At 47.8% G+C, this 21675-nt stretch carries 15 protein-coding genes; all 15 read right to left on the reverse strand.

The window, feature by feature from the left end; all coding sequences use genetic code 11:
- Nucleotides 1-68: 68 nt before the first annotated feature.
- Nucleotides 69-1043, reverse strand: coding sequence for an HlyD family secretion protein (locus DYH48_RS18800; protein ID WP_006083247.1), 975 nt, complete (start codon nt 1041-1043; stop codon nt 69-71).
- The gene (locus DYH48_RS18805; protein ID WP_006083248.1) at nt 1033-2454 is read right to left on the reverse strand and encodes a TolC family protein; all 1422 of its coding nucleotides are present in this window, start codon (nt 2452-2454) and stop codon (nt 1033-1035) included. The genes DYH48_RS18800 and DYH48_RS18805 overlap by 11 nt, the downstream gene beginning before the upstream one ends.
- A 270-nt stretch (nt 2455-2724) precedes the next feature.
- Complete coding sequence (gene tldD, locus DYH48_RS18810) at nt 2725-4173, reverse strand: metalloprotease TldD (RefSeq protein ID WP_006083249.1); 1449 nt, start codon at nt 4171-4173, stop codon at nt 2725-2727.
- Nucleotides 4174-4286: 113 nt separating this feature from the next.
- Nucleotides 4287-5117, reverse strand: coding sequence for a carbon-nitrogen hydrolase family protein (locus DYH48_RS18815; protein WP_115335617.1), 831 nt, complete (start codon nt 5115-5117; stop codon nt 4287-4289).
- Complete coding sequence (locus tag DYH48_RS18820) at nt 5041-9381, reverse strand: YhdP family protein (protein ID WP_115335618.1); 4341 nt, start codon at nt 9379-9381, stop codon at nt 5041-5043. Before DYH48_RS18820 ends, DYH48_RS18815 begins: the two co-directional genes overlap by 77 nt.
- Complete coding sequence (gene rng / locus DYH48_RS18825) at nt 9381-10847, reverse strand: ribonuclease G (protein WP_172481252.1); 1467 nt, start codon at nt 10845-10847, stop codon at nt 9381-9383. Before rng ends, DYH48_RS18820 begins: the two co-directional genes overlap by 1 nt.
- Before the next feature lie 229 nt (nt 10848-11076).
- Nucleotides 11077-11679, reverse strand: coding sequence for a Maf family protein (locus tag DYH48_RS18830; RefSeq protein WP_115335620.1), 603 nt, complete (start codon nt 11677-11679; stop codon nt 11077-11079).
- Nucleotides 11680-11681: 2 nt separating this feature from the next.
- A complete protein-coding gene (gene mreD / locus DYH48_RS18835) occupies nt 11682-12170 on the reverse strand; it encodes a rod shape-determining protein MreD (RefSeq protein ID WP_006083254.1) in 489 nt (162 codons plus the stop codon).
- A complete protein-coding gene (gene mreC / locus DYH48_RS18840; RefSeq protein WP_115335621.1) occupies nt 12167-13177 on the reverse strand; it encodes a rod shape-determining protein MreC in 1011 nt (336 codons plus the stop codon). The genes mreD and mreC overlap by 4 nt, the downstream gene beginning before the upstream one ends.
- A 44-nt stretch (nt 13178-13221) precedes the next feature.
- On the reverse strand, nt 13222-14271 hold the full coding sequence (locus DYH48_RS18845) for a rod shape-determining protein (RefSeq protein WP_115335622.1): 1050 nt from the start codon (nt 14269-14271) through the stop codon (nt 13222-13224).
- 339 nt (nt 14272-14610) lie between these two features.
- Nucleotides 14611-19242: a DUF6701 domain-containing protein gene (locus tag DYH48_RS18850; RefSeq protein ID WP_115335623.1), complete on the reverse strand. Its 4632-nt coding sequence runs from the start codon at nt 19240-19242 to the stop codon at nt 14611-14613.
- Nucleotides 19232-19711, reverse strand: a complete 480-nt coding sequence (locus DYH48_RS18855; RefSeq protein ID WP_006083258.1) for a hypothetical protein — start codon at nt 19709-19711, stop codon at nt 19232-19234. The genes DYH48_RS18850 and DYH48_RS18855 overlap by 11 nt, the downstream gene beginning before the upstream one ends.
- A complete protein-coding gene (locus DYH48_RS18860; protein WP_006087043.1) occupies nt 19701-20573 on the reverse strand; it encodes a PilW family protein in 873 nt (290 codons plus the stop codon). Before DYH48_RS18860 ends, DYH48_RS18855 begins: the two co-directional genes overlap by 11 nt.
- Nucleotides 20573-21127 (reverse strand): type II secretion system protein, encoded by a 555-nt coding sequence (locus DYH48_RS18865; protein ID WP_115335624.1) that lies wholly within the window; start codon nt 21125-21127, stop codon nt 20573-20575. The genes DYH48_RS18860 and DYH48_RS18865 overlap by 1 nt, the downstream gene beginning before the upstream one ends.
- On the reverse strand, nt 21117-21614 hold the full coding sequence (locus tag DYH48_RS18870) for a type II secretion system protein (protein ID WP_172481215.1): 498 nt from the start codon (nt 21612-21614) through the stop codon (nt 21117-21119). Before DYH48_RS18870 ends, DYH48_RS18865 begins: the two co-directional genes overlap by 11 nt.
- Nucleotides 21615-21675: the final 61 nt, after the last annotated feature.

Below are 21675 nucleotides of genomic sequence, written 5' to 3' on the forward strand. Positions count from 1 at the left end.
CGATGGCTGTGATTCACTCTTAGTCTTGTCGACCGTATTGGCGTTGGGCGTGCGTTCAGTCACGGCTTTTACTCACTGCGCAGCAGCACAGACATGCCGACACGCAGATCGGCAATCGGCTGGCTTGGACGCAATTCCATCTCGAAAGTGCGCATATCAAAATCGTGGCCGCTTTCGGTCGAGCGCCAGGTGGCAAAATCGCCCATGACGCTGATATGGGACACAGTAAATTCCACATCTTGCCCGAGCGCTGGAATATTCAGCTGAACTTTTTGGCCTTGCTTGAAGCGCTTAAGTTGATCTTCGCGCACTTGGAACACGGCCCATGAATCCTGCATGTCAATCAGGCTCACAATCGGAAAACCGCTCGGCGCTAATTCACCTGCCTGCAATAGCACGTCGCTGATTTCACCCGATTTAGGCGCGCGCATTTGGCTATCTTGCATAATGGCGTTAACTTCTTTTACCGCGCCTTCGGCCATACGGGCGTTCCCGGCGGCAGCGGCTTTGGTTTCGACCCGCGCGCCTTCTTGTGCCATTTGATACATGGCTAATGCGGCTTGCTCTGTGTATTTCGCCGCTTGCCATTGGGTAAAGGCTTCATCGCGTTTTTGTCTCGCGGCCACACCTTCGTTGAAGAGATTTTCGACGCGAGTATAAGTAGTTTTAGCCAGCGTTGCCGCTGCCTGTGCCTTGAGCCATTGCTCTTTGGCCGCCATCACTTCTTGGCTACGGGCACCGTTGTTAGCTTCAAGCTGCATCGCTTTAGCGGCATCGCGGCCACCTTCGGCTTGCATCAACTTAGCATCCAACTCAGGGCTGTTGATGGCGAACAGCAAATCCCCTTCGGCCACACTGTCACCACGGCGCACCAGCACTTGCTCGACGCGGCCTGGCACCTTAGAGGAGACATTGTATTCGCGGGCTTCAATCTGGCCCTGCAACAGGCTCGGCTGCGGACTGTAAGCCAGCTTGAGGCCATAGGCCAAGATAAGGCCTAATGCGACCAACGCCACAAGGGCAAGTATTCTGTTAGCGCGCATTGTTTGTCTCCTGCACTTGGGTAAGGGCTATGGTACGACCGATAAATTCATCTAATTGACCACTGATGGCCATTAATCTGGCATAGGCTTGCACATAACGATAACGGGCGGCCAGTTGTTGAGTTTTAACTGCGCTGAGTTTCAGCTCGGCATCGACTCTGTCGATAGAAGTTGAAAGCCCTTGATTAAAGGCGATTTCCCGCAGGCGCAGGTTTTCGGTGGCGAGTTCGAGTGAGGTATCGAGCGCCGTCACTTCTTCTTCGGCCTGTAATAATTGGCGATAGCTTTGGTCCAGTAACAGACTCAAATCTTGCCGCGTTTGTGCCTTGGTATAACGGGCCTGCAAAAGTGCACTCTTGGCGGCCTCGACCTTACCACTGCGACCGTCGCGGCTGAGAATGGGCACTTTAACGCCGACACCGACCATCCAATCAGGCTCTACCTGAGAAAACAGGCTGTCGTCTTCGTAAAGTGTGTAATTACCAAAGAGGAATACTGTGGGGTAATACTTGCCCTGTTCTAATGAAACCAAGCCATTGGCCTGCGCTTCCTTCGCTTCGAGCAATTTAAGCGCTGGATGTTGGCTCAGCGTCACTTGGGTGAGCTGGCCTAAAGACGGCGCATGCGGCAGGACAAATAAAGGTGACTCAGTACCGACATCGCTTTGCTGCAACATGCGCGACAGAGCAATAACTGCCATTTCGTGTTGACGGCGAGCGCTGCCTAAATTGACTTTGGCATTGTCTAAGGCGACCTGCGCATTGAGGCGTTCAACCTTAGCGATTTGACCTTCTCGCTCTAATGCTAGCGCATGGTCGACATGCTTAGTTAAAGAGCCGACAAGATCGGTTTGGGTGTTCACCAATGCCAGCGTGACATCGACAGCGTAATATCTGTCTACCAGCAGGGTAAATAAATCACGGGTGGCGAGCTGTAACTCTTGTTGCTTCTCAGCCACCATAGCCGCGTGTATACCTTGGGCTGCGGTGATCTGCCCGCCCGTATAAATCGGCCACATGGCTTGTAAGCTCGCGCGGAAGATATCTTGCTCGGTAAAAGGCGTGACAAACATTGACCCCGGAATGCTCGCCAGAGCACCGCCAAGGGCGGGTGGTAACGTCGCGGGATCAAGGGAGGCTAAGGGATTGAGATCCCGAAGATCCAGTTCAATCGGTTTTTCGAGGTGGGTATAACTGCCATTAAGGCTCAAGGAGGGCAGATTTAAGCTCTCGCCCGCCTCTTCTTCACCTTTAGCGCGATTAACTTCCTGGGATTGCGCTTGCAACTTATCGCTCACCTTCAGCACTTGTTGCCAAGCGTCGGTGAAGCTCGTGGGCTGGGCATGGCCAGCCAAAGGCAATAAACAAGGCAAGGGCAGTAAACACAGCCAAGCCACACGTGATAGTTTCATTAACACCTCTAGAGTAGTTACTCTAATTTCCTTTGCGAATGATAACATCCATCATGGTAAGCGGCTAGAAGGACGATCACAGAGGATCGAACCTAGTACTCTTCGACCGAGCGACTAAGGCGATTTATCTCAGTTTTGCTCCTTGGCGCTCAACATGCTCATGCACTTGAAAATAAGCATGAGCTACATTTCAATATGAGCCTAAAGCCGAACAAAGCTTTGCCAGTTACCACGCTTATCGCCATCGCGCATCTACAAGCTCAACAAATACTAAGCCGTACCACCCACAGTTAAGCGATCTAACTTCAAGGTGGGTTGGCCTACGCCTACAGGGACACTTTGACCGTCTTTACCGCAAACGCCAACACCTTGATCTAAAGCCATATCGTTACCGACCATAGAAATCTGGCTCATAGCCTCAGGGCCGTTACCGATTAAAGTGGCGCCCTTAATGGCTTGTGTGACTTCACCATTTTCAATCAAATAGGCTTCGGATGCGGAGAACACAAACTTACCCGAAGTGATATCCACTTGGCCACCGCCAAAGTTCGGGGCGTAAATGCCCTTCTTCACTGACTTAATGATCTCGCTTGGATCCGACTCACCCGCCGTCATATAGGTGTTAGTCATACGTGGCATAGGTAAATGCGCGTAAGATTCGCGACGACCATTACCCGTTGGCGCAACGCCCATCAAACGAGCATTGAGTTTGTCTTGGATGTAACCCTTTAAAATACCGTCTTCAATCAATACGGTTCTTTGGGTCGGAACACCTTCATCGTCAATGCTGAGTGAACCGCGACGATTAGGCAAGGTGCCATCATCGACCACAGTCACTAACTTAGAGGCGACTAACTGACCCATCTTACCGCTGAAAGCACTGCTGCCCTTACGGTTAAAGTCGCCCTCTAAACCATGTCCAACTGCTTCATGGAGTAATACGCCCGGCCAGCCATTGCCTAACACCACTGGCATTTCGCCCGCTGGTGCATCGATAGCATTAAGATTGACCTGCGCTTGGCGCACAGCTTCGCGGGCAAAGGCAAAACACATAGGTAAACCTGTGTCATCGCTTGCCATTAATACGCCGTAATCATGACGACCACCGCCACCGGCGCCGCCACGTTCACGTTTACCGTTTTCTTCTAAGATCACGCTACAGTTAAAGCGCACTAAAGGACGAATATCGGCCGCTAAAGTGCCATCGCTGGCAGCGATAAGGATTTCTTCGTGTACGCCTGCAAGGCTAACAACGACTTGAATAATGCGGCTATCTAAACTGCGAATAAAAGCATCGGCTTCTTTCAGCAGATTGATTTTTTTGACTTCTTCCATCGCCGCAATCGGATCTAAGCTGTCGTATAACGCCAAGGCTTTTTGACGTTTAAAGGCTTGAACCTGAGTTTGCTCACCGGCACTGGCTATGCCACGGGCGGCCTGAGCGGCAGCGCTTAGGGCTGCTGGCGTAATATCATCGGCATAGGCGAAACCGGTTTTTTCACCGCTGATTGCACGCACGCCCACACCGCGTTCGATATGGAAACTACCGTCTTTAATGATGCCGTCTTCCAGCACCCAAGACTCGTGGCGACTACCTTGAAAATAGAGATCGGAATAATCGATTTTGTGCTGATGTATGGTGTTTAGATAGGTTTGCAGACCCTCTAACGCTAACCCATTCTTCAATAAACTTTGCTCTACTTGTGCTAAAAATGGCATCTATGCTCTCTTTGACCCCAAGGGATCTTGATATTCTGAGTGTAAATTCGCTGTACTAATTCTGTACGTAAATCGCTGTCTAATTCGGTATTGCCGCTCGCCAGTGCGGGCGGTTATTTCAAGCTTGGCTCAAGGAAACGATTATGCTGCATCACGGGCATTTTACGGCGAATACTGTGCAGTTCGGTTAAATCGACCTCAGCCTGCACCCAACCCGTACCCGTTTTACGTTCAGCCAAAATATTGCCCCAAGGACCGACTATCATGCTCTGCCCCCAAGTTTCACGACTGCCTTCGTTATGCTGTCCCCACTGAGCTGCAGCAAGAATAACGCATTGGGTTTCAATGGCTCTTGCCTGTAGCAATACTTGCCAATGGGCTTCACCGGTCACTTTGGTAAAGGCCGACGGCAAGGTAATGATCTCGGCCCCCGCAAGACGCATCGCCCTAAATAAGTCGGGAAAGCGTAAATCATAACAGATGGCTAGGCCAATTTTGCCAAAAGGTGTATCGATAACGCTAATGTGATCACCGGGGCAGAAGGTTTCGCTCTCGCGATATTGCTTTGTACCATCGGCAACATCCACATCAAAGAGATGCAGCTTATCGTAATGCCCTAAAGTATCACCTTTATCATCAAACAGATAACTGCGGCTATAGACACGGCCATCCTCAGCCAGCGCCGGAATAGTACCTGCCACCATAAATACCTGATATTTGGCGGCCAGTGCACTTAACGCCGATTTGAGCGGACTCTGATGAGCATCACCCGCATAGGCGAGTTGCTGACTTTCGTGGCCACCAAACAGTAAACTGCATTCGGGCAACACGACTAAATGGGGCACATCGGCATCCCGTTTGAGTTCGTTAAGCTGCGATTCGATAAACAGCAGATTGGCGCTGACGTCGCGACTGCTCTGACATTGCAACAGGCTGATGTGCATTCTGATCTCCCTGAATTTGCTTAATCGGTTCTACTGCTGGCTGATTCTCTGGTGTGGCGGGCGTGCTCGGTACTTCAAGCGAAGGCGTTGCTTGAGGTTGCACCAACTTTAAATCGGGCGCTTTAATTTGATCTGTGGCTGGCTTTGGCTCTTCTGACTTTGATTCTTCAGTTCTGGCCTCTTCAGGCTTAATGTCTTGTAGCTCAAGCGCTTCTGATTGTGCTTCTTGAAGCTGTGGCTCTGATATTGGAGAAAGTGGCGCTTGAGTTGGCTCAGATTTAGCGTCGTTTGGTTTGACTTCAGTTGACTGAGCTTCAGTTAACTTAGTTTCAGTTGGCTTAGTTTCAGTTGGCTTAGCTTCTGTTGATTGAGCTTCGGTTGGCGCCGCTGGGCGCTCAACTCCGACAACAGGTAGAATAGCCTCTGGAATTTCAATCTCTTTACTCTTACGTTCCAGCTCTTCAACCACAGGTTCAGCCATAGTGCCTGTCACCCGAAAACGAATTTCTGAAATTACTTCAATCACAGGCTCAAGCACTTTTGTCAGGGCAAATGCGCCCAGGCCGAGTGTCCACGCACTGGTACTGAGCAATACCACAGTCGGCACACTCGAGGCCAATTGCGGCACAAAGCGGATATCATAATTCAAACTTTCAGTGGTGAGATCCGTATAGCCACGGACCTTCATATTACCCGCAATCGCATCCATTTCGGTATCAGTGGTTTTCACAACGCCATTATCAATTTGCAGATTGCCATTGAAGGAGTTGAAATACATTCCCTGACCGAAGACATCGGTGAAATCCAGCGATAGTTTACGCACCAGAGAATCTAAGCTGAACAGGGAGAAAATGCGTGCGCCCTTATCACTCACCTGAGATAAATGCCCTTTGCCTAAGTCGAACTTCACCTTGCCATTTAAGGTTTCGAGGGAGAAAGCATAAGGCGCACCTTGCCAAGATAAATCCGCGTTAACCTTTAATGGCGCTTCATTGACGCCGGGATCTATGCCCAACTGAGCCGAGAGATAATTAAACTGAGTGGCGTTCAATTCAACACTCAGATCAGTTTTATTCTGCCCAGCCTGTTGCTGCCAAATGCCACTGCCCTGCAAATTGACATTGGGCGTAGTCAACGACAGAGTTTGGATTTTATAGCCCGCCGCTTGGGGGCTCGCCTGCAAGACTAGCTTGCCAAAAGGTTTATCGAAGAAACGAAAATCTTCCACATTCACGGCCACGGGTGGCAGGTTCGTCAGCACTTGATCGCTGGCAAAATCGGCATCGGTATCCAACTTAACCTCAGGTGAAAAATAGAATTTATTCGCCACAACTTTGAGGCCTTGGGTTCGCCAGTTGGGATAGAAATCGACCCAGCCGTCAAATTCGTTGGCAACGGTATTAAAACGCCAGCCCGTTTCATTGGGTTTCGCATTGAGCCTAAGCTCGGTCAGCTGTTGCCCTAAAAGGTCGAGGCGGCCAATATGGGAATCGATACTCGCCACGGCAGGGAATAAACTGTCATGGTCAATATCGTCCACGAGGATGCCAGTTTTAGGTAATTTCTCTTGACCAACAAAGGCATTAATCACAGGTAACCAGTCGGCTAATTTTGCCTTACCAAGGTCAATTTGAATATGACCTTTCTCAGTATTTCGGGCTTCATCCTCATCGAATAAACGCCCCAATAACAAATCAAAATAACTAAAGTTAGCGCCTTTTTCGGCATCGAAACCACCGATAAACTCAGCATGACTCGCCAGCTTTACATCTAAGGTCGCATCATTTTGATCGCCAACAAATTCAGCGACTAAGGGCCGTGGCTCATCTTCGGGTTTGGCAAAATATCCCGGGAATGACAATTGAGTGCCAAGCATATCCGAAGTCACTTTGGCTTGAATTTGGTAACCTTTTTCAGTAAACAGCATAGTCATAGCGCCGTCCCAACTGATTTTACCCTGATAAAAATCACTCAAAGGATTATGCAATTCTTCGGGGAGACGATTCAGATCCCAACGACTTTTGAGTAATAGATTAAGGCCAAAATCTTTGCCTTTAGGCTGAGTATCAAAGGTTAAGTTGAGCGGCTGTTCGAACAAACGCGCTTTAATACCTTTACCTGTCACCACCTCATTCGCAAAGTCGACGATACCCGTTACGCCATTAAGCTGCAGTCCGGGCTGGGCAATATACACAGGCGTGTTATCAAAACTAATTTGACCACGAATATCTTCTGCGCCTCCGTCATACAGCGGAATACTGATATCCAAATTGCCAGTCACAGCGCCTTGTACTTGCACGATATCTAAGGTTTTACCCACTGAACCCGCCAAAGGCGAGGCTTGCAACACCTTAGTCGCCGCGCTGCCTTGAGTGGCAAGTTCAGCTTCAATCCTTAGCAGCGTGTGCTCGCCAATCGCGGGAATAAATACATGGGCCCCCGTGGCATCCACGTTCATCAGCTTGCCTTGGTTGAGCCAAAGATCCATACGAGCATTTTCAAACAAAGCATTAAGGGATAAGTCTGTGACAGCAGGCCAATCGGGTTGAAACTGGAATTGGGCATCCGTTAAAGTAAATGCCGCTTGAAACACGCCGCTATTGTCATCGAAAGGGAACCCGTTTAACGGACCACGCCAAACAACTTGCGCATCTTGGGTCTGACCCGCTTTAAGTCCTGTATCCAAATACTCGGCCAGTGATTCACCCATCGCCTTATTGGGGAAATACTTGTCGGCATTGGCGACATTATTGATATGAACATTAGCGGCCAGCGCCATATGCGCCGCAGCACTGAAATCCAATTTAAGCGCGGCATCTAAGCCTATGTCATCGTTCTCAAGCTGCAACTGCGGCAGATTTAAACTCAACTCTGCAGTATTGAACTGACCATCAATTGCCGCACCGTTAAAGACGAGTGGCGCCGAAAATTCATCTCCAAAATCCACGGTATAAACTTGTGTAGGCAAAGAGAAATACAGCGTCTGGTCTTGCCAATGTAAGTTCAGATCCAAAGGATGAGTATTGGGGATACCGTCGACCTTCTGCCAATGTAACTGTTTCACCTCAGAAGTAGCGAGCAAAGGCTGATCGGCCTTTTGATACAGTCGAATGGGCCCAATACTGGCTTCAGGCGCTAAGGCATGCCATTGATGTAATACGGCTTTATCGACTCCGGGGAATAGCGGTAACAGGGGTAACAGGTTTTGAGTGTTAACTTGATTCACATAGGCAAAGAATTCGTCATGTTGACGCTTAGCCGCCAGCGTTAACTGCGGCCAATGCTCACCGTTAGTGACAAAGTCGAGCCCTGAGCTCTGTACTTCCCAACCTGAATTCTTTGGCTGCCAAACGATATCACCCGCTTGGATTTCAAATCGTTGTGGCACTTCCTTTAAGGTCCATTGCAACCAGCTCGGCTCAAAATGCACCATGGCAGAACTGATGCTGCGATCGGCAAACGTAAGCCAAGCCTTAAGATTAACGACCCCTTCTAAGGGTAATTTTTTGCTCGCATCATAGGGATTAGGCTGACGCGATGCCCACTCACCTAAGTCTAATGAGTTAGCCGCCAGATAAATCTGCCCCGTTAAGCTGTCGGGATTCGCGCCATCACCATTGAGATCTAACTGTAATCCCAGAGATTCATGCTCAGAGGCATTATCATCAAGATACAGTTCCCCTGCACCGCGGTGACGCTCGCCGTTATTGCGCCAATTTAGCTGGCGAATATGGATCGGGCGAAACTCTTGGCGCAAGCTGAGCAGCTGCACTGTGGCATGGGTTAACGAAAATCTGTCGAGTTGCTTGAGCAATAATGCATAGAGCCAATCAACTTGCGGCGTTTTATTAGTTGCGGCGGGATTATTTTCGGTCAGCTTGTCCATATTTAACGCGATATGGACACCATCAAAATTGACATCTTCAATACGCGGCGTGAAGGTCAGCAGCGATTGCCAAAAATCTAACTTCACTTGCACATTCTTGATAATCAGGGTGACGGGCAGTTGTTCCTGCGGCGGGATAACTAGATTATCTATGTTAATTGCCGGACCAAACGCTTGCCAGTGGGCGGATAATTCCCCCACTTGCACATCAACCTTATATTCGCTTTTTACGTAATCAACCAGTTGCTGACGCACCCCATCAACCTGTGGCAATAAGCCACGGATCAAACTCACTGCAAGCGCAAATAGCACTAAGATTAGCGCGATAAATTGCCAACAAAAACGACTTAGTTTTTTTGCAGTAAAAGGTGCCGCCACTACATCATCACCACATCGTATTTGTGCTGTGAGTACATAGGCTCATTTTGCAAACGGATACGCTTACCGATGTAAACCTCAAGCTCAGCAATCAGATGATTTTCATCGGTATGCAGGCTTTGATAAACGGCTGGCGAACAGTACAACAGGAACTCATCGGCATCATAGGCGCGGTTTAAGCGGATGATTTCGCGAAATACTTCATAGGAAACGGTCTCAACAGTCTTCATGCTGCCCGTGCCATGGCAGGCGGGGCATTCGCCGCAAACCACGTGCTCTAAGCTCTCACGAGTTCGTTTACGGGTCATTTCAACTAAACCTAAGCCAGAGAAACCACTTACATTGGTTTTCACTCTATCCTTAGACAAAGCACTGGTTAAGCTACTGAGCACCCGAGCCTTATGATCCGCCGTCATCATGTCGATAAAATCGATAATAATGATGCCGCCGAGATTACGCAGACGTAACTGCCTTGCTATCGCTTGGGTCGCTTCGAGATTGGTATTAAAAATGGTTTCTTCAAGATTTCTGTGCCCAACAAAGGCGCCGGTATTGATATCCACAGTCGTCATGGCTTCGGTCTGATCGATAATCAAATAGCCGCCAGACTTGAGCTCAACCTTACGGCCAAGCGCACGTTGAATTTCGTTCTCCACATCGTAGAGATCGAAAATGGGCGCAGGCCCTGAATAATGCTCAATCTTCTCGGCAATTTCAGGCATAAACTCTTGGGCAAAGGACTGTAACTCGGCAAAGGTACGGCGAGAATCGACCTGAATACGGTCAAGTTCAGTACCGACAAAGTCACGCACAATCCGCACGGGTAAGGCTAAATCTTGATATAAGAGCGACACACCACTGCGCTGACGTCGCTCACTAACCTTTGACCAAACACGCCTTAAAAACGCCGCATCTTGGGATAACTCATCCTCACCCACTCCTTCGGCGGCGGTGCGGATAATAAAACCACCGTCATCATCGACATAGGGCAAAGTGATTTGTTTAAGGCGACTGCGTTCTTCTTCAAGCTCGATACGCTGGGAAACGCCAACGTGGCTAGAGCCAGGCATAAAGACTAAATAACGGGAAGGCAAAGTGATATCGGTAGTCAGGCGTGCGCCCTTAGTGCCCAGCGGATCTTTAACCACTTGCACCATAATGTCTTGTCCTTGACGGACTAATTCGGCGATATCACGGACAACGAAATGACCTTTCTCAACATCGGCGACACATTCAGTGTGCGGCACTATGTCGGAAGCATGTAGAAAAGCGGCTTTATCTAAGCCAATATCGACAAAAGCGGCTTGCATACCGGGCAACACACGGCTGATTTTACCTTTGTAAATATTGCCAACTAAACCCCGTTTCATGCGGCGTTCAATGTGTACTTCTTGCAGCACGCCATGCTCAACTAAGGCTACGCGCGCCTCAGAGGGGGTTACGTTGATCAGTAATTCTGAACCCATCTTGCGCTGTATTTTATTTGGATTTAAGCGACTGGTATTCACGACTCACCCCATTCGGGAAACTAGATTAATTAATCGAAGTTACAAACTAGAAGTTACCCACTATCTAAGCATGAAAACCGAATAAAGGATCAAGGCTAAGGGTAACTTCATGGAGATACTCGATTAAGAGCCTAAAACCTCCACAAGGTTCATTCTAACCTCAAGCCGCAATACCAGTAACAAGGCGTTAAATCAGCCCAACCTCGGCTAACAACTCACGTGTTTCAACCAAAGGTAAACCCACGACGCCAGAATAACTGCCTTCAATCGCAGCCACAAAGCAACCGCCAAGTCCTTGGATACCGTAACTGCCGGCTTTATCCATTGGCTCTTGTGAAGCAACATAAGCGTCAATATCGGCGGCCGATAAGGCGCAAAAACGTACTTGTGTTTCGACTAAGCGCACTGAGGTTTTGAAGCTTAAATCTGCATCTGCTTGGTAAGTCAGCGCCACAGCGGTCATTACTGTATGCGTTCGGCCAGATAATTCACTGAGCGTACGCTTAGCATCGGCCACATCCAGCGGTTTGCCTAATATTTGGTTTTCAAGCACAACGATAGTATCAGAACCTAATACAGCAGGCTGTGACATATCTGCGCATAATGCCAGTCCAGCATGGGCTTTTTCGGCGGCTAAACGTCGTACATAATCCCTTGGCGCTTCACCTTGCTGCACGGTTTCATCGATATCCGGCGCCACTTGCGTGAAACAAAACTCAGGACGACCGAGTCCAATGTGTGCCAATAATTCTTTGCGACGTGGCGAAGTTGAAGCTAAAACTAAATCCACAGTTAGCGAACCTTATAGTGGCGTCGAACCCGACGGAGAATCCAAAATATCCAAGGCCAGATCACTAATCCTGAAATCGCAGGTAGGAATAGATCCGTATCGAACACCGCCTCTTGCATGACAAACTCGACCCAGTAAATCACTAAGTGATACATACAAATGAGCAGCATGATCACCAACGACTGTTGCCACTTAGGGAAATTTCGCAATCGCTGGCAATGCAAGATGGCGACATAAATCACCAAAGACATCGCTAAAGAGCGCACACCTAAGGTGGCACCCAATAAAATATCCAACACTAGGCCTAAGACCCAAGCGGTTAAAATGTTGTATCTATGGGGTAATGCGATAGACCAGTAGAGCACAATCATCAACAACCAGTCGGGACGCCAAGCATCGACCACACTCGGCAAAGGCATAATCTGGCTGATCACGCCGATAAATAATGTCACCCAAACAATGAAGCGCCCATTGGCGGCTTGAAAACTCATTGGTGCACCTCAGTCGCTGGAGGAGTGGTTTCCGTTGCCGGTTTGGCCACAGTGGCTGCGGGTGTAGTCACAGGCTTAGTCGTGTCTGCAGATGTGCCTTCCGCTGGACTCGCACTGCCGATTTTTGATGAGTTTTCGATAAGCGAATGATCCGCAGCGGGGACTGTAGGCTGATTAGGCAAGGTCACACCCGAATCGGGAGACGGCCAAATCAACAACACATAACGAATACGATCTAAAGCGGCTAGCGGTTGGGCCGTGACTCGAGCGTAACTTTGGCCATCTTCAGTCAAAACCTCCATGACTCGCGCAACGGGATAACCTTCGGGGAAACGATTGCCTAAGCCTGAAGTCACCAATAAATCGCCGACACGAATGTCAGTACTCTTGGCCACATGGCGCAGTTCAATCTCATCAAGCTCACCCGTACCATTGGCGACAAGGCGCACATCATTACGTGTAATACGCACAGGTAAACCGTGCGATACATCGGAAAGCAATAACACTCGGCTGGTCATTTCACTGACCTGCACTACTTGGCCAACAACTCCTTGCGCATCCACCACGGGCTGACCGACAAATACACCGCTACGGGAACCATGATTCAGCACCACGTAATGATGGAAAGGATCGCTGGCGACCTCTAGCACTTCGGCCACCATCTTGCGCGAATCCAGATAGGCGGGTGAGCCTAACAGTGCACGCAAACGCTCATTTTCTTGGCGTAAGTGTTCGAAACGCTGTAAGCGTTCACTCATCAGCAGTTGTTGCCTGAGCAGCTCTTTATTTTGCAACGCCAGCATATTGCGGGTGGCAAAACTTTCAGATGACCAGTCAAGCGCCACACCTGGCACGCTGGCTAAATACTGCAATGGACTAAAAACGGAGGACAGGGATTGCCGCGCAGGATCGAGGCGATGATTAGCCACGAGCATAATCACCGACAAAATAATTGCCAGTGTCAGACGGAATTGGTTTGAAATACCACGAACAAAAATTGGCTTCATAGGAAAGCTAAGGCGGTGATTAACCGCCCTATACCGAAGTTAAATTAGGTTTCTTCGGAGAACAGATCGCCGCCGTGCATATCAATCATTTCGAGGGCTTTACCACCGCCACGTGCTACGCAGGTCAATGGATCGTCCGCCACCATTACTGGAATTCCGGTTTCTTGCATTAATAAACGGTCTAAATCACGCAATAACGCACCACCGCCCGTTAACACCATACCGCGCTCAGAAATATCTGAAGCTAATTCTGGTGGAGATTGCTCTAACGCCACCATCACAGCACTTACGATGCCAGATAATGGCTCTTGTAATGCTTCTAAAATTTCGTTGCTGTTCAGTGTAAAGCTACGAGGTACACCTTCAGCCAAGTTACGGCCGCGGACTTCGATCTCTAGCACTTCATCGCCAGGATAAGCTGTACCAATAGTGTGCTTGATACGCTCAGCCGTGGCTTCACCAATTAAGCTACCGTAGTTACAGCGAACATAGTTGATGATCGCATCATCAAACTTATCACCACCGATACGGACGGAAGACGAATACACTACGCCATTCAGCGAAATAATCGCGACTTCAGTGGTACCACCACCGATGTCCACTACCATAGAACCCGTCGCTTCAGATACAGGTAAACCCGCTCCAATCGCAGCAGCCATAGGTTCTTCAATCAAATACACTTCGCGAGCACCAGCGCCCATGGCTGATTCACGGATCGCACAGCGTTCAACTTGAGTGGCGCCAACTGGCACACACACTAGAACCCGTGGACTTGGACGAAAAAAGCTATTGTTGTGCACTTGTTTGATAAAGTGCTGCAGCATTTTCTCAGTCACATAAAAGTCAGCGATTACACCGTCCTTCATTGGGCGGATAGCTTGGATATTGCCAGGCGTTCTGCCGAGCATTTGTTTAGCTTCTGTGCCGACCGCGGCAACAGATTTCTGACCGGAGCCACCACGCTCACCACGTATAGCAACAACAGAAGGCTCATTGAGCACTATGCCTTCGCCACGAACATAAATTAATGTGTTAGCTGTACCCAAATCGATCGATAGATCATTAGAAAAAATGCCGCGTAGCTTCTTAAACATGTAACTAGCCTGTATTCTGTGGAGTCAGAAGAAAAGAAAAATCAGCTAACTTTATCAATGCCACCCTGATTCCACAAGACCGATGAGGTTAACAATCGCTAATGAGGTGATTTTTTTTCAAATCGTCCTCTAAAAAACAGTATTTAAGCGGGAAATACTGTTTATTGACGAAAATATCGACAGCCAAAAACAAAGAAACATACAAGCCAACAACAAATATCACACTAGTAGCTTGCATTTAAAATTTGCCACTAGGGTTTTAGTCGACTGCAATAACTGAAACTGATGCGCATTTCATACGAAAGACTCAGCTCGATTCAATAGCTGAGATAACTCAGATTAGTTTACCTCACGCCAATAGATAATTTTGTCATGCCCTCGGTAGCGACCAAAATACGCACTTGCCCGCGGATCAGTAAGATCTGTTGGTGATACACTATTCCAATTCCAGTACCATTCAAGCCATGTCGGCACATCCAAGGGCGCAGTCACTTGACCGCGGTATGGCGCACCACTTGAGATGACCGCTTGCCAGAGCAACTCAAATTGGCCAGCTTGGAACGTTGCAGTCCCGCCAGAACGAGTAACACTTTGCCCCACCACTAAGTCGGGATCAAAATTGTAGCCAAGGCCGGCATTGTCCACTTGCGAACCCAAACCATACACTGCAGTGGTGCAGCTATCGTTGGTATTCAATACCCAACTGCTACCATTCCAATATTCGGCCCGAGTCGGCATACGCAGTATTTCAGTTTCAGGACCATAGGTGTTATCCATCACCACACGGCCATGACGATATTTCTGTTGGTTAGCGGATAATACAACTGCATCACAATTGCTACCGACACTGCAGTCGCCAAGGGTGGCAGCATTCATATTGGGTGTTGCTACTGAACTCACATTACCGTCATTATCAAATACTTTAATCCCCAACAGCATTTGTTCATAGGTACCATCAACTTCACCACCTACTAAAGCAGGGAGGCGCGAGAAATGGGGTTGATAATCTATGTTAGCCTCACCTATCACCCAAGAACTCGATTGCAAAGGTACAACCACGTCATTTAATCGTGCCTGCATATCATTACCATCATCATTATTTTCCCCCACCAGCAATCCCGATGCCTTAGCAAAACTGCCACGATAATTTTTGGTCACAACGCCAGCGATATTTAGCGCTTTAAGATTAAATGCCACAGCAAAATTTTGATCCATATAACTAAAGCTATTGCTACATGCAGGCATTACGCTCGGTGCGTTCACCCCAAAGCGGTCAGGAACAAATCGGCCTATGTTGGTACTCTTTGCCAGTGGTATTGAGTAAAAACTTGATCCCAAGTAACTCGCGGGCGGCGCAGCACTAAAGGTAAATACCCCCACCTCACTGATACTTTGAACGACTGTATTGAGATTATTTGTCGCGGCCACTTGATCGTAACTGGCAATACCGACTACGCCCTGAGCACCGGGACTTGGCGCCACCAGTTGGCTGGATAACGCAATACCGGATTGGACATAATTGGGCGTGCTAGGGTTATCACAATAATTACTGTCGTTATCTGCAACCCAGGCTTTAGCAGCAATCTGCAAATTAAAACTCTCACCGGCTTTTTTATACACAGCGCAGCTAACGTCTCCCGCAGGGCACAAAGCACCGCTGTCTTTGGGCGTAACACACAGACCAACGGGAAAACTGACGAAGGGATCGCTACCTATCATCACCAGCCCTTCATCGGGAGTGCCTGCGACACCGGTATATTTGGCGTTTAGCCCAACTTTACCAGCGTCGCCATAATTAACCGCTATTGTTGCTTTACCGCTGGCATCAAAGGATAAATTCAGGGAAGAAGGTGACGAACTCGAACCGCTGATAGGCGTTGAGTTAACGCTAACGGCTGTTGGGGTAAACATAGATGCAGCGACAGGCGAAATATATTGACTCCATAAATCGACCCTTTTTGTTTGACCAGCAAACGTCGGCACGCACTCTAGGTTGTCGTTTGACTTCCTGACCGCAGAAATAGTCGCATTTTGGGCTTTATTGGCCAATTTATCTGGCATATCAATTAAAAAGCCGCTATCTGCAAATGACAGCGTACAAGCCGCGGTTGATAACGCGCCAGCGCCACTGCGGCACAAGGTATTACTACCAGGGACGGTGGCAGGATTTGAACTCGATACTCCGATTGTGACTGGGGTGGTGACATTATGACGTAAGTCAACAGAGGCGATTCCGTTGATGAAACCGACATTACTAACACTACTGCCATTTTGGTACCAACCGCCATTACTAGCAGGATTCAGTGACAATTGCGCACTAACTGGATCAGTAAACAGGGTACAAGGAATATTTCCATCAGCACACGCTCTGATCTGCATAGGCTCTGCCTTACAGGTGAGCGGTGATGATGAGTAATCAAATTCAAAATGATGTACTTGTAAGCCAATCGGTTTGGATTTTATTGCACAAACTTTAAAATTATCGATTTCGTGGTTGTTATTGGCGCCACCAGTAGAACCCGTAAATGACAGATAAAAATCGGCAGGAACAGAATCTTGACCTGATATCGCTCTCGCATTAAATCGAGGGACAAGTACCTGATATCCATTACCATCACGCACATCTCTGTCTAGCGATACCCAAGCTTGACCTGTGATAGTTGAATCAACTTTAATCCGATATTTATGATTGGGTGCTGCGGTTGACGTACTACGAACATCAATTCTAGGATTCAAATTCGCCGCGGTACCAGCCAAATACTGATAATTTGCCGCCACAGAACCGCGTAATGTTACCGATTGAGATCTAAATCCAGGGCCACCGATCTTCCCCTCATTCGGATTGGAAAAATTACCATACTCATCTAAACCGACACCAATCCAACCTCCCGCAAAGCCCGGCGTACCATCATCACGTTGTGCATATCCGAGTGAACCGCCAAAGCTGCCAGGTTGCGGTGTAACAGAAGCGTCCGATAAAATAACCGCAACCCCATCACCTCCCGTTCCAGATGTAGGTGACCAAGCATAATAATCAAACTCTATCGTGACGAGATTGCCTTCAGCAGGAAATAACCGCTGGTAAGTACTTGCAGTGGCCTGATTACCCAATGCTGGCGTGATTCTTAATCGCCCCCCGTTGATAGCCGGCGGAGTAGAAGAACCCAGCACTTTCGTTGCCCAATCGTTACCTAAGCTGCTGCGGGAAAAGTCATCAGTAAAACACTCTTCAACTGGCGCGACTTTCTCCAGCGCAACAAAGCCATAGTCTTCAGCAAGATGACTACGATCACTATCGCCATAGGTATCTTCGTCGTTCACCATACTGACTTGAGTTGCACTCAAATTACAGCGTCTTAGCCAGCCACCATCGCCACCTCGACGAGAATCTTTCCCCGCGACTAAAGTCGGAGGATTAACAAATCCAGTCAAACTCGTGTTGTAAGCACATTGCTCAGCCAGCGTTTTAGTATTTCCCCCGCCTGTGTGGGTAAGTGCAGTACCGAATTGATAGTGAACATCCTCACCATTCAGTATGACTGTGCCAACACTGGATTTTACCGCTAAATAACCAATCGTTTCTGATTGTAAACTTCGCAGATTACCAGGTTTACATTGAGTTCCAGAACGGACCTCAGAGGTATCTAAATTGAGTTGAATACCACTCGAATTTAACTGTGCCACGCTTGTCAGCCAGCAGGAAGAATTATTGCGCGTCTGCAACTGATTCAATACGACATTCAGAGACGTATTCAGCGGCACATTCGTCCAGGCAGAGTTACTCATGTTCAATGCGTTAACGGTAGAGATTCTACCTGCTTCAAGTTGACTGCCATCGGATAAAACATGTGAACCTGCCGTCACAGCAATCCAATGCACTTCCGGCATACTATTCGAAGCGATATAGCGGTTTGAGGGACTCGTTGGTTCACTTTGCACCCAAGTAAATCCGGTATTAGTCACAGATGATACAAAGGTTGATGCAGGTCCATCGTTGCTAGTATTCGCCGTTGATATTGTCGGCATAAGGAAAATAAGTGGTTTCACGCCAACAGGGAAAGCATTGGCAAACGTCACTGAAGTAGTGGTCGCTTTACCAAACTGTAATTGTAGCGGTGCAACAGGCAAATCTTCATTAATACTGCCACCACTCATGACTAAATAACGACTCGTGACACGACCATTAATAATCGAGTTATTATTTAAACTTAATGTTGCATCGCTATAAACTCGCCCATTGAGTAAAGCATCACTATTTAGCTGAATATCGCTATAACCGATAATAAGTGCAGAAGCCGTATTATTTTCATTAAATTTACCGCCATTTAACTCAAATTTTTGTTTGGTAAAAATGCGGACATTACCTTGCAAAATCACCTTAGCATTTTGGTTCAAGGTAAAACTATCTACCCAATAGTCCCCCTCGGATAAAACGAGCGTCGCCCCGCCCCCAATAGCGATAGTGTTAAATCGATACTCATTTTGAGTTGCCGATAGAGTCAGAGTACAAGCAGAATAAAGCGAAACATTGCTAAACTGATTTTGCCCATTAGCACCAAGTGTTAATTGCTCGCCACTATTACAAGAACCATAACCGCCACCAGCGCCGCTACTCGATAAAAAAGCATTGCTCCCAGTTAATTTTAACCCTCGAATATCACTGCCATCGATAGTACATTTACGCACTCCACCAGAACCGTTATCACAACTGTTATTAGCAAGCCCGCTGCCATCGTTACTCGAACAATAATCTAATGCAGCACCACCAGTACCATTAATAATGCCATTACCGTTTATCATCAGCTGTGGCGATGATATCTGATGGCATACGTTAGAGTTATCGCCATGATGCCCTTGAGCAACCTTGGCAAAAATAACACTCTGGTCAATAGGGTCGAATGCCATCACAGCAGAAGGGAAACTCAAGATAAGTACTGCCAATATGGCACGATGAAAAAGATTAATTCCCACGGGCTTCTACCTCAACTTGTCGGCTGACGCGCGTTTCGCCGCTTTCGCATACCGCTTTACTGCTGATTCGATATTGAGTGACTGTGTCTACCGCATATGCTGTACAAGTCAACGTCACACTACAGGCATGAAAACCAGTTACATCGGGCGGTGTCCAAACATCTGATGCTAAACACGTTCCAACATTGCCATTCAATGGAAACAGCTTAGCCAGCAACGCATCGGCGCCACTGTTCGCCGCTGCAAAGGCACGGGTTCCCCATACTTCTTGGGTGAGCCCAACATCACCGTCTTCCACAATATTGATCAGTGCCGATGCCAGCAGAAACATCACGGTAATCACAAACACACCAATGATTAACGCACTACCACGCTGGCGCTCAGGCAGTGCGTAAGATTTTGATCTTGATAGTGATGATCTGGATGCTGAATTACGCCCTATCGAGCGACGCTGTGAATTAAGGAACATTGATCACCTGCACTTGATGTCGATATTGGAACGTCTCACCATTTACATTAAACCGCGGTTGTAAATGCACCATGGCATTATTCACTAGGCTAGATGGCGTTAAAATCAGCGGTAAATCAGCACCATTATTTAAAACATTTGCCACACTTTGCGCCATTAGCACGCCCGTGCCCATAGTGGTAGGCATAGCGGCAGGATTTGGCTGAACGGCATTAAAGTTATAACCAGCATAACGCAATAATTGTAATTCATTGCCGCTTGGCCCCTTTTCAAAGCAATAGCTCACTGGACTCGAACCAAAATAGATCCTTTGCCGTGGTGATGCTTCTGCAAAACGTGTTGGCGCAGTAAAAGTCAGCGTAACTTGATGCTCCAAAGGGGAAGGCGAAGTAGCAATCGTTTTAACCTGTGCCCGCTTTTGTCTCGCGCTGCTATACACATCGGCATCAATCAAGGGATAGATCCAAGCGAATTGATTCACGCGAATCGCACTCACCGTATTATCTAGAATAACTATCCCAGTGCTCGCGGCAGCATCGGGGATGATTGGCATAGTGAGATAAGTCGTGCTGGCCTCGATAGGCACAAATTCAATACATTGATAGGTTAGCGAATCGGTATTAACTCGCAGGCTATTGGGCAAGGCACTACGCAGCTCACGGGTCATTCGCTCAACGGCAAAACGGCTCTGACTGAGCACTTGATCGACTGAACTCGACTCAACAAAAATCCGCGTACCAAAAATAATAAAACTACTCACCCCGACCACAAGAATCCCCAGAATCAAGATAACAGTGACCATCTCGACCAAGGTAAAACCTAGTGTGGATTTTTTATTAACCGCAGATAAAGGTGAGGCCATCAGTAATTACTCCTCACCATATTGTAAGTAATCACTTCGTTGTCGGGCGTAGTCACATTAATGGTGACTAGCTTAGTATTAGGCGCAGGCCCATAGGCGACAGTGACGCTTAAGCGATAGTTAAGATAAGCATTTGCATAGGTTTGGGTCGAATTGAGCATAGTCGCGGTTTCATTTAAGCCGTTGTAATCATCCACATCGTTAAAGTTGTTACGACTCTCACCGAACTCAGGGCCTAATGACGTTGAACAATTACTACCGAGCGGACTACCACAGGCTGGTGTGCCACCATTGGCATTAGTGTTTTGATCGTAACGTTTACCCCAGATTTCATTCATCACCGAATGTGCAAGCTCAGCACTGCGTACTCTATGTAAGGTACTGGCCGCACGATCAGCTTGGGGGAATAACATGCTGGTTAGCATCACTATTGCAATGGCCATCACCAACATACCAATGACTAATTCGATAAGGGTAAAACCTTGCTGTGGTTTAGCTTTTTTGGATGCTTTTATTGATTTTTTTATTGAAAACAGCAAAGGATTAATTCGCATAAATATAACCCTCGCTAGAGACATTAATCATCACAGTGTCATTAGCAATCACATTAATGCATGGCCCATTACAAGCCAACGAAGGTCTACCATTGATATTGAAATCGAGGCTGAAGTTGCTGCTGTTAGTACTGTTAGGGCCTACTAGCACTAATTGAGCACCACCTTGAAAAGCTTGGCTATAAAGCGGGTTTGGCGATAATGCAGTACCAGAACAAGCTGCCCCATTTCGGGCTGAGAATTGACTCACTTGATAACCAGTGCCAGAAACAGTTACACGAAAACACCTGTCAGTATTATTGAGCGCTTTTTGCTGTACTTGACGCAGCTCGCTAATGAACTCGTTACGTAGGCTATAAGCACTGTAGGAAGACTGGGTAAATAGGCGAGGTAATACAACCACAGCAAGAATTGAAATCAAGATGATGGTCGTCACTAATTCGACTAAGGTAAATCCGGCCTGTTTTGACATAGAGAAGTTAAGCATCGCTCGGGTTAATTGCTGATTTCAAGTGCTAAGTTCAGTTTCTGCCAACGGTATGATTAAC

The sequence above is a fragment of the Shewanella baltica genome (genome assembly GCF_900456975.1).
GTDB classification, from domain to species: domain Bacteria; phylum Pseudomonadota; class Gammaproteobacteria; order Enterobacterales; family Shewanellaceae; genus Shewanella; species Shewanella baltica.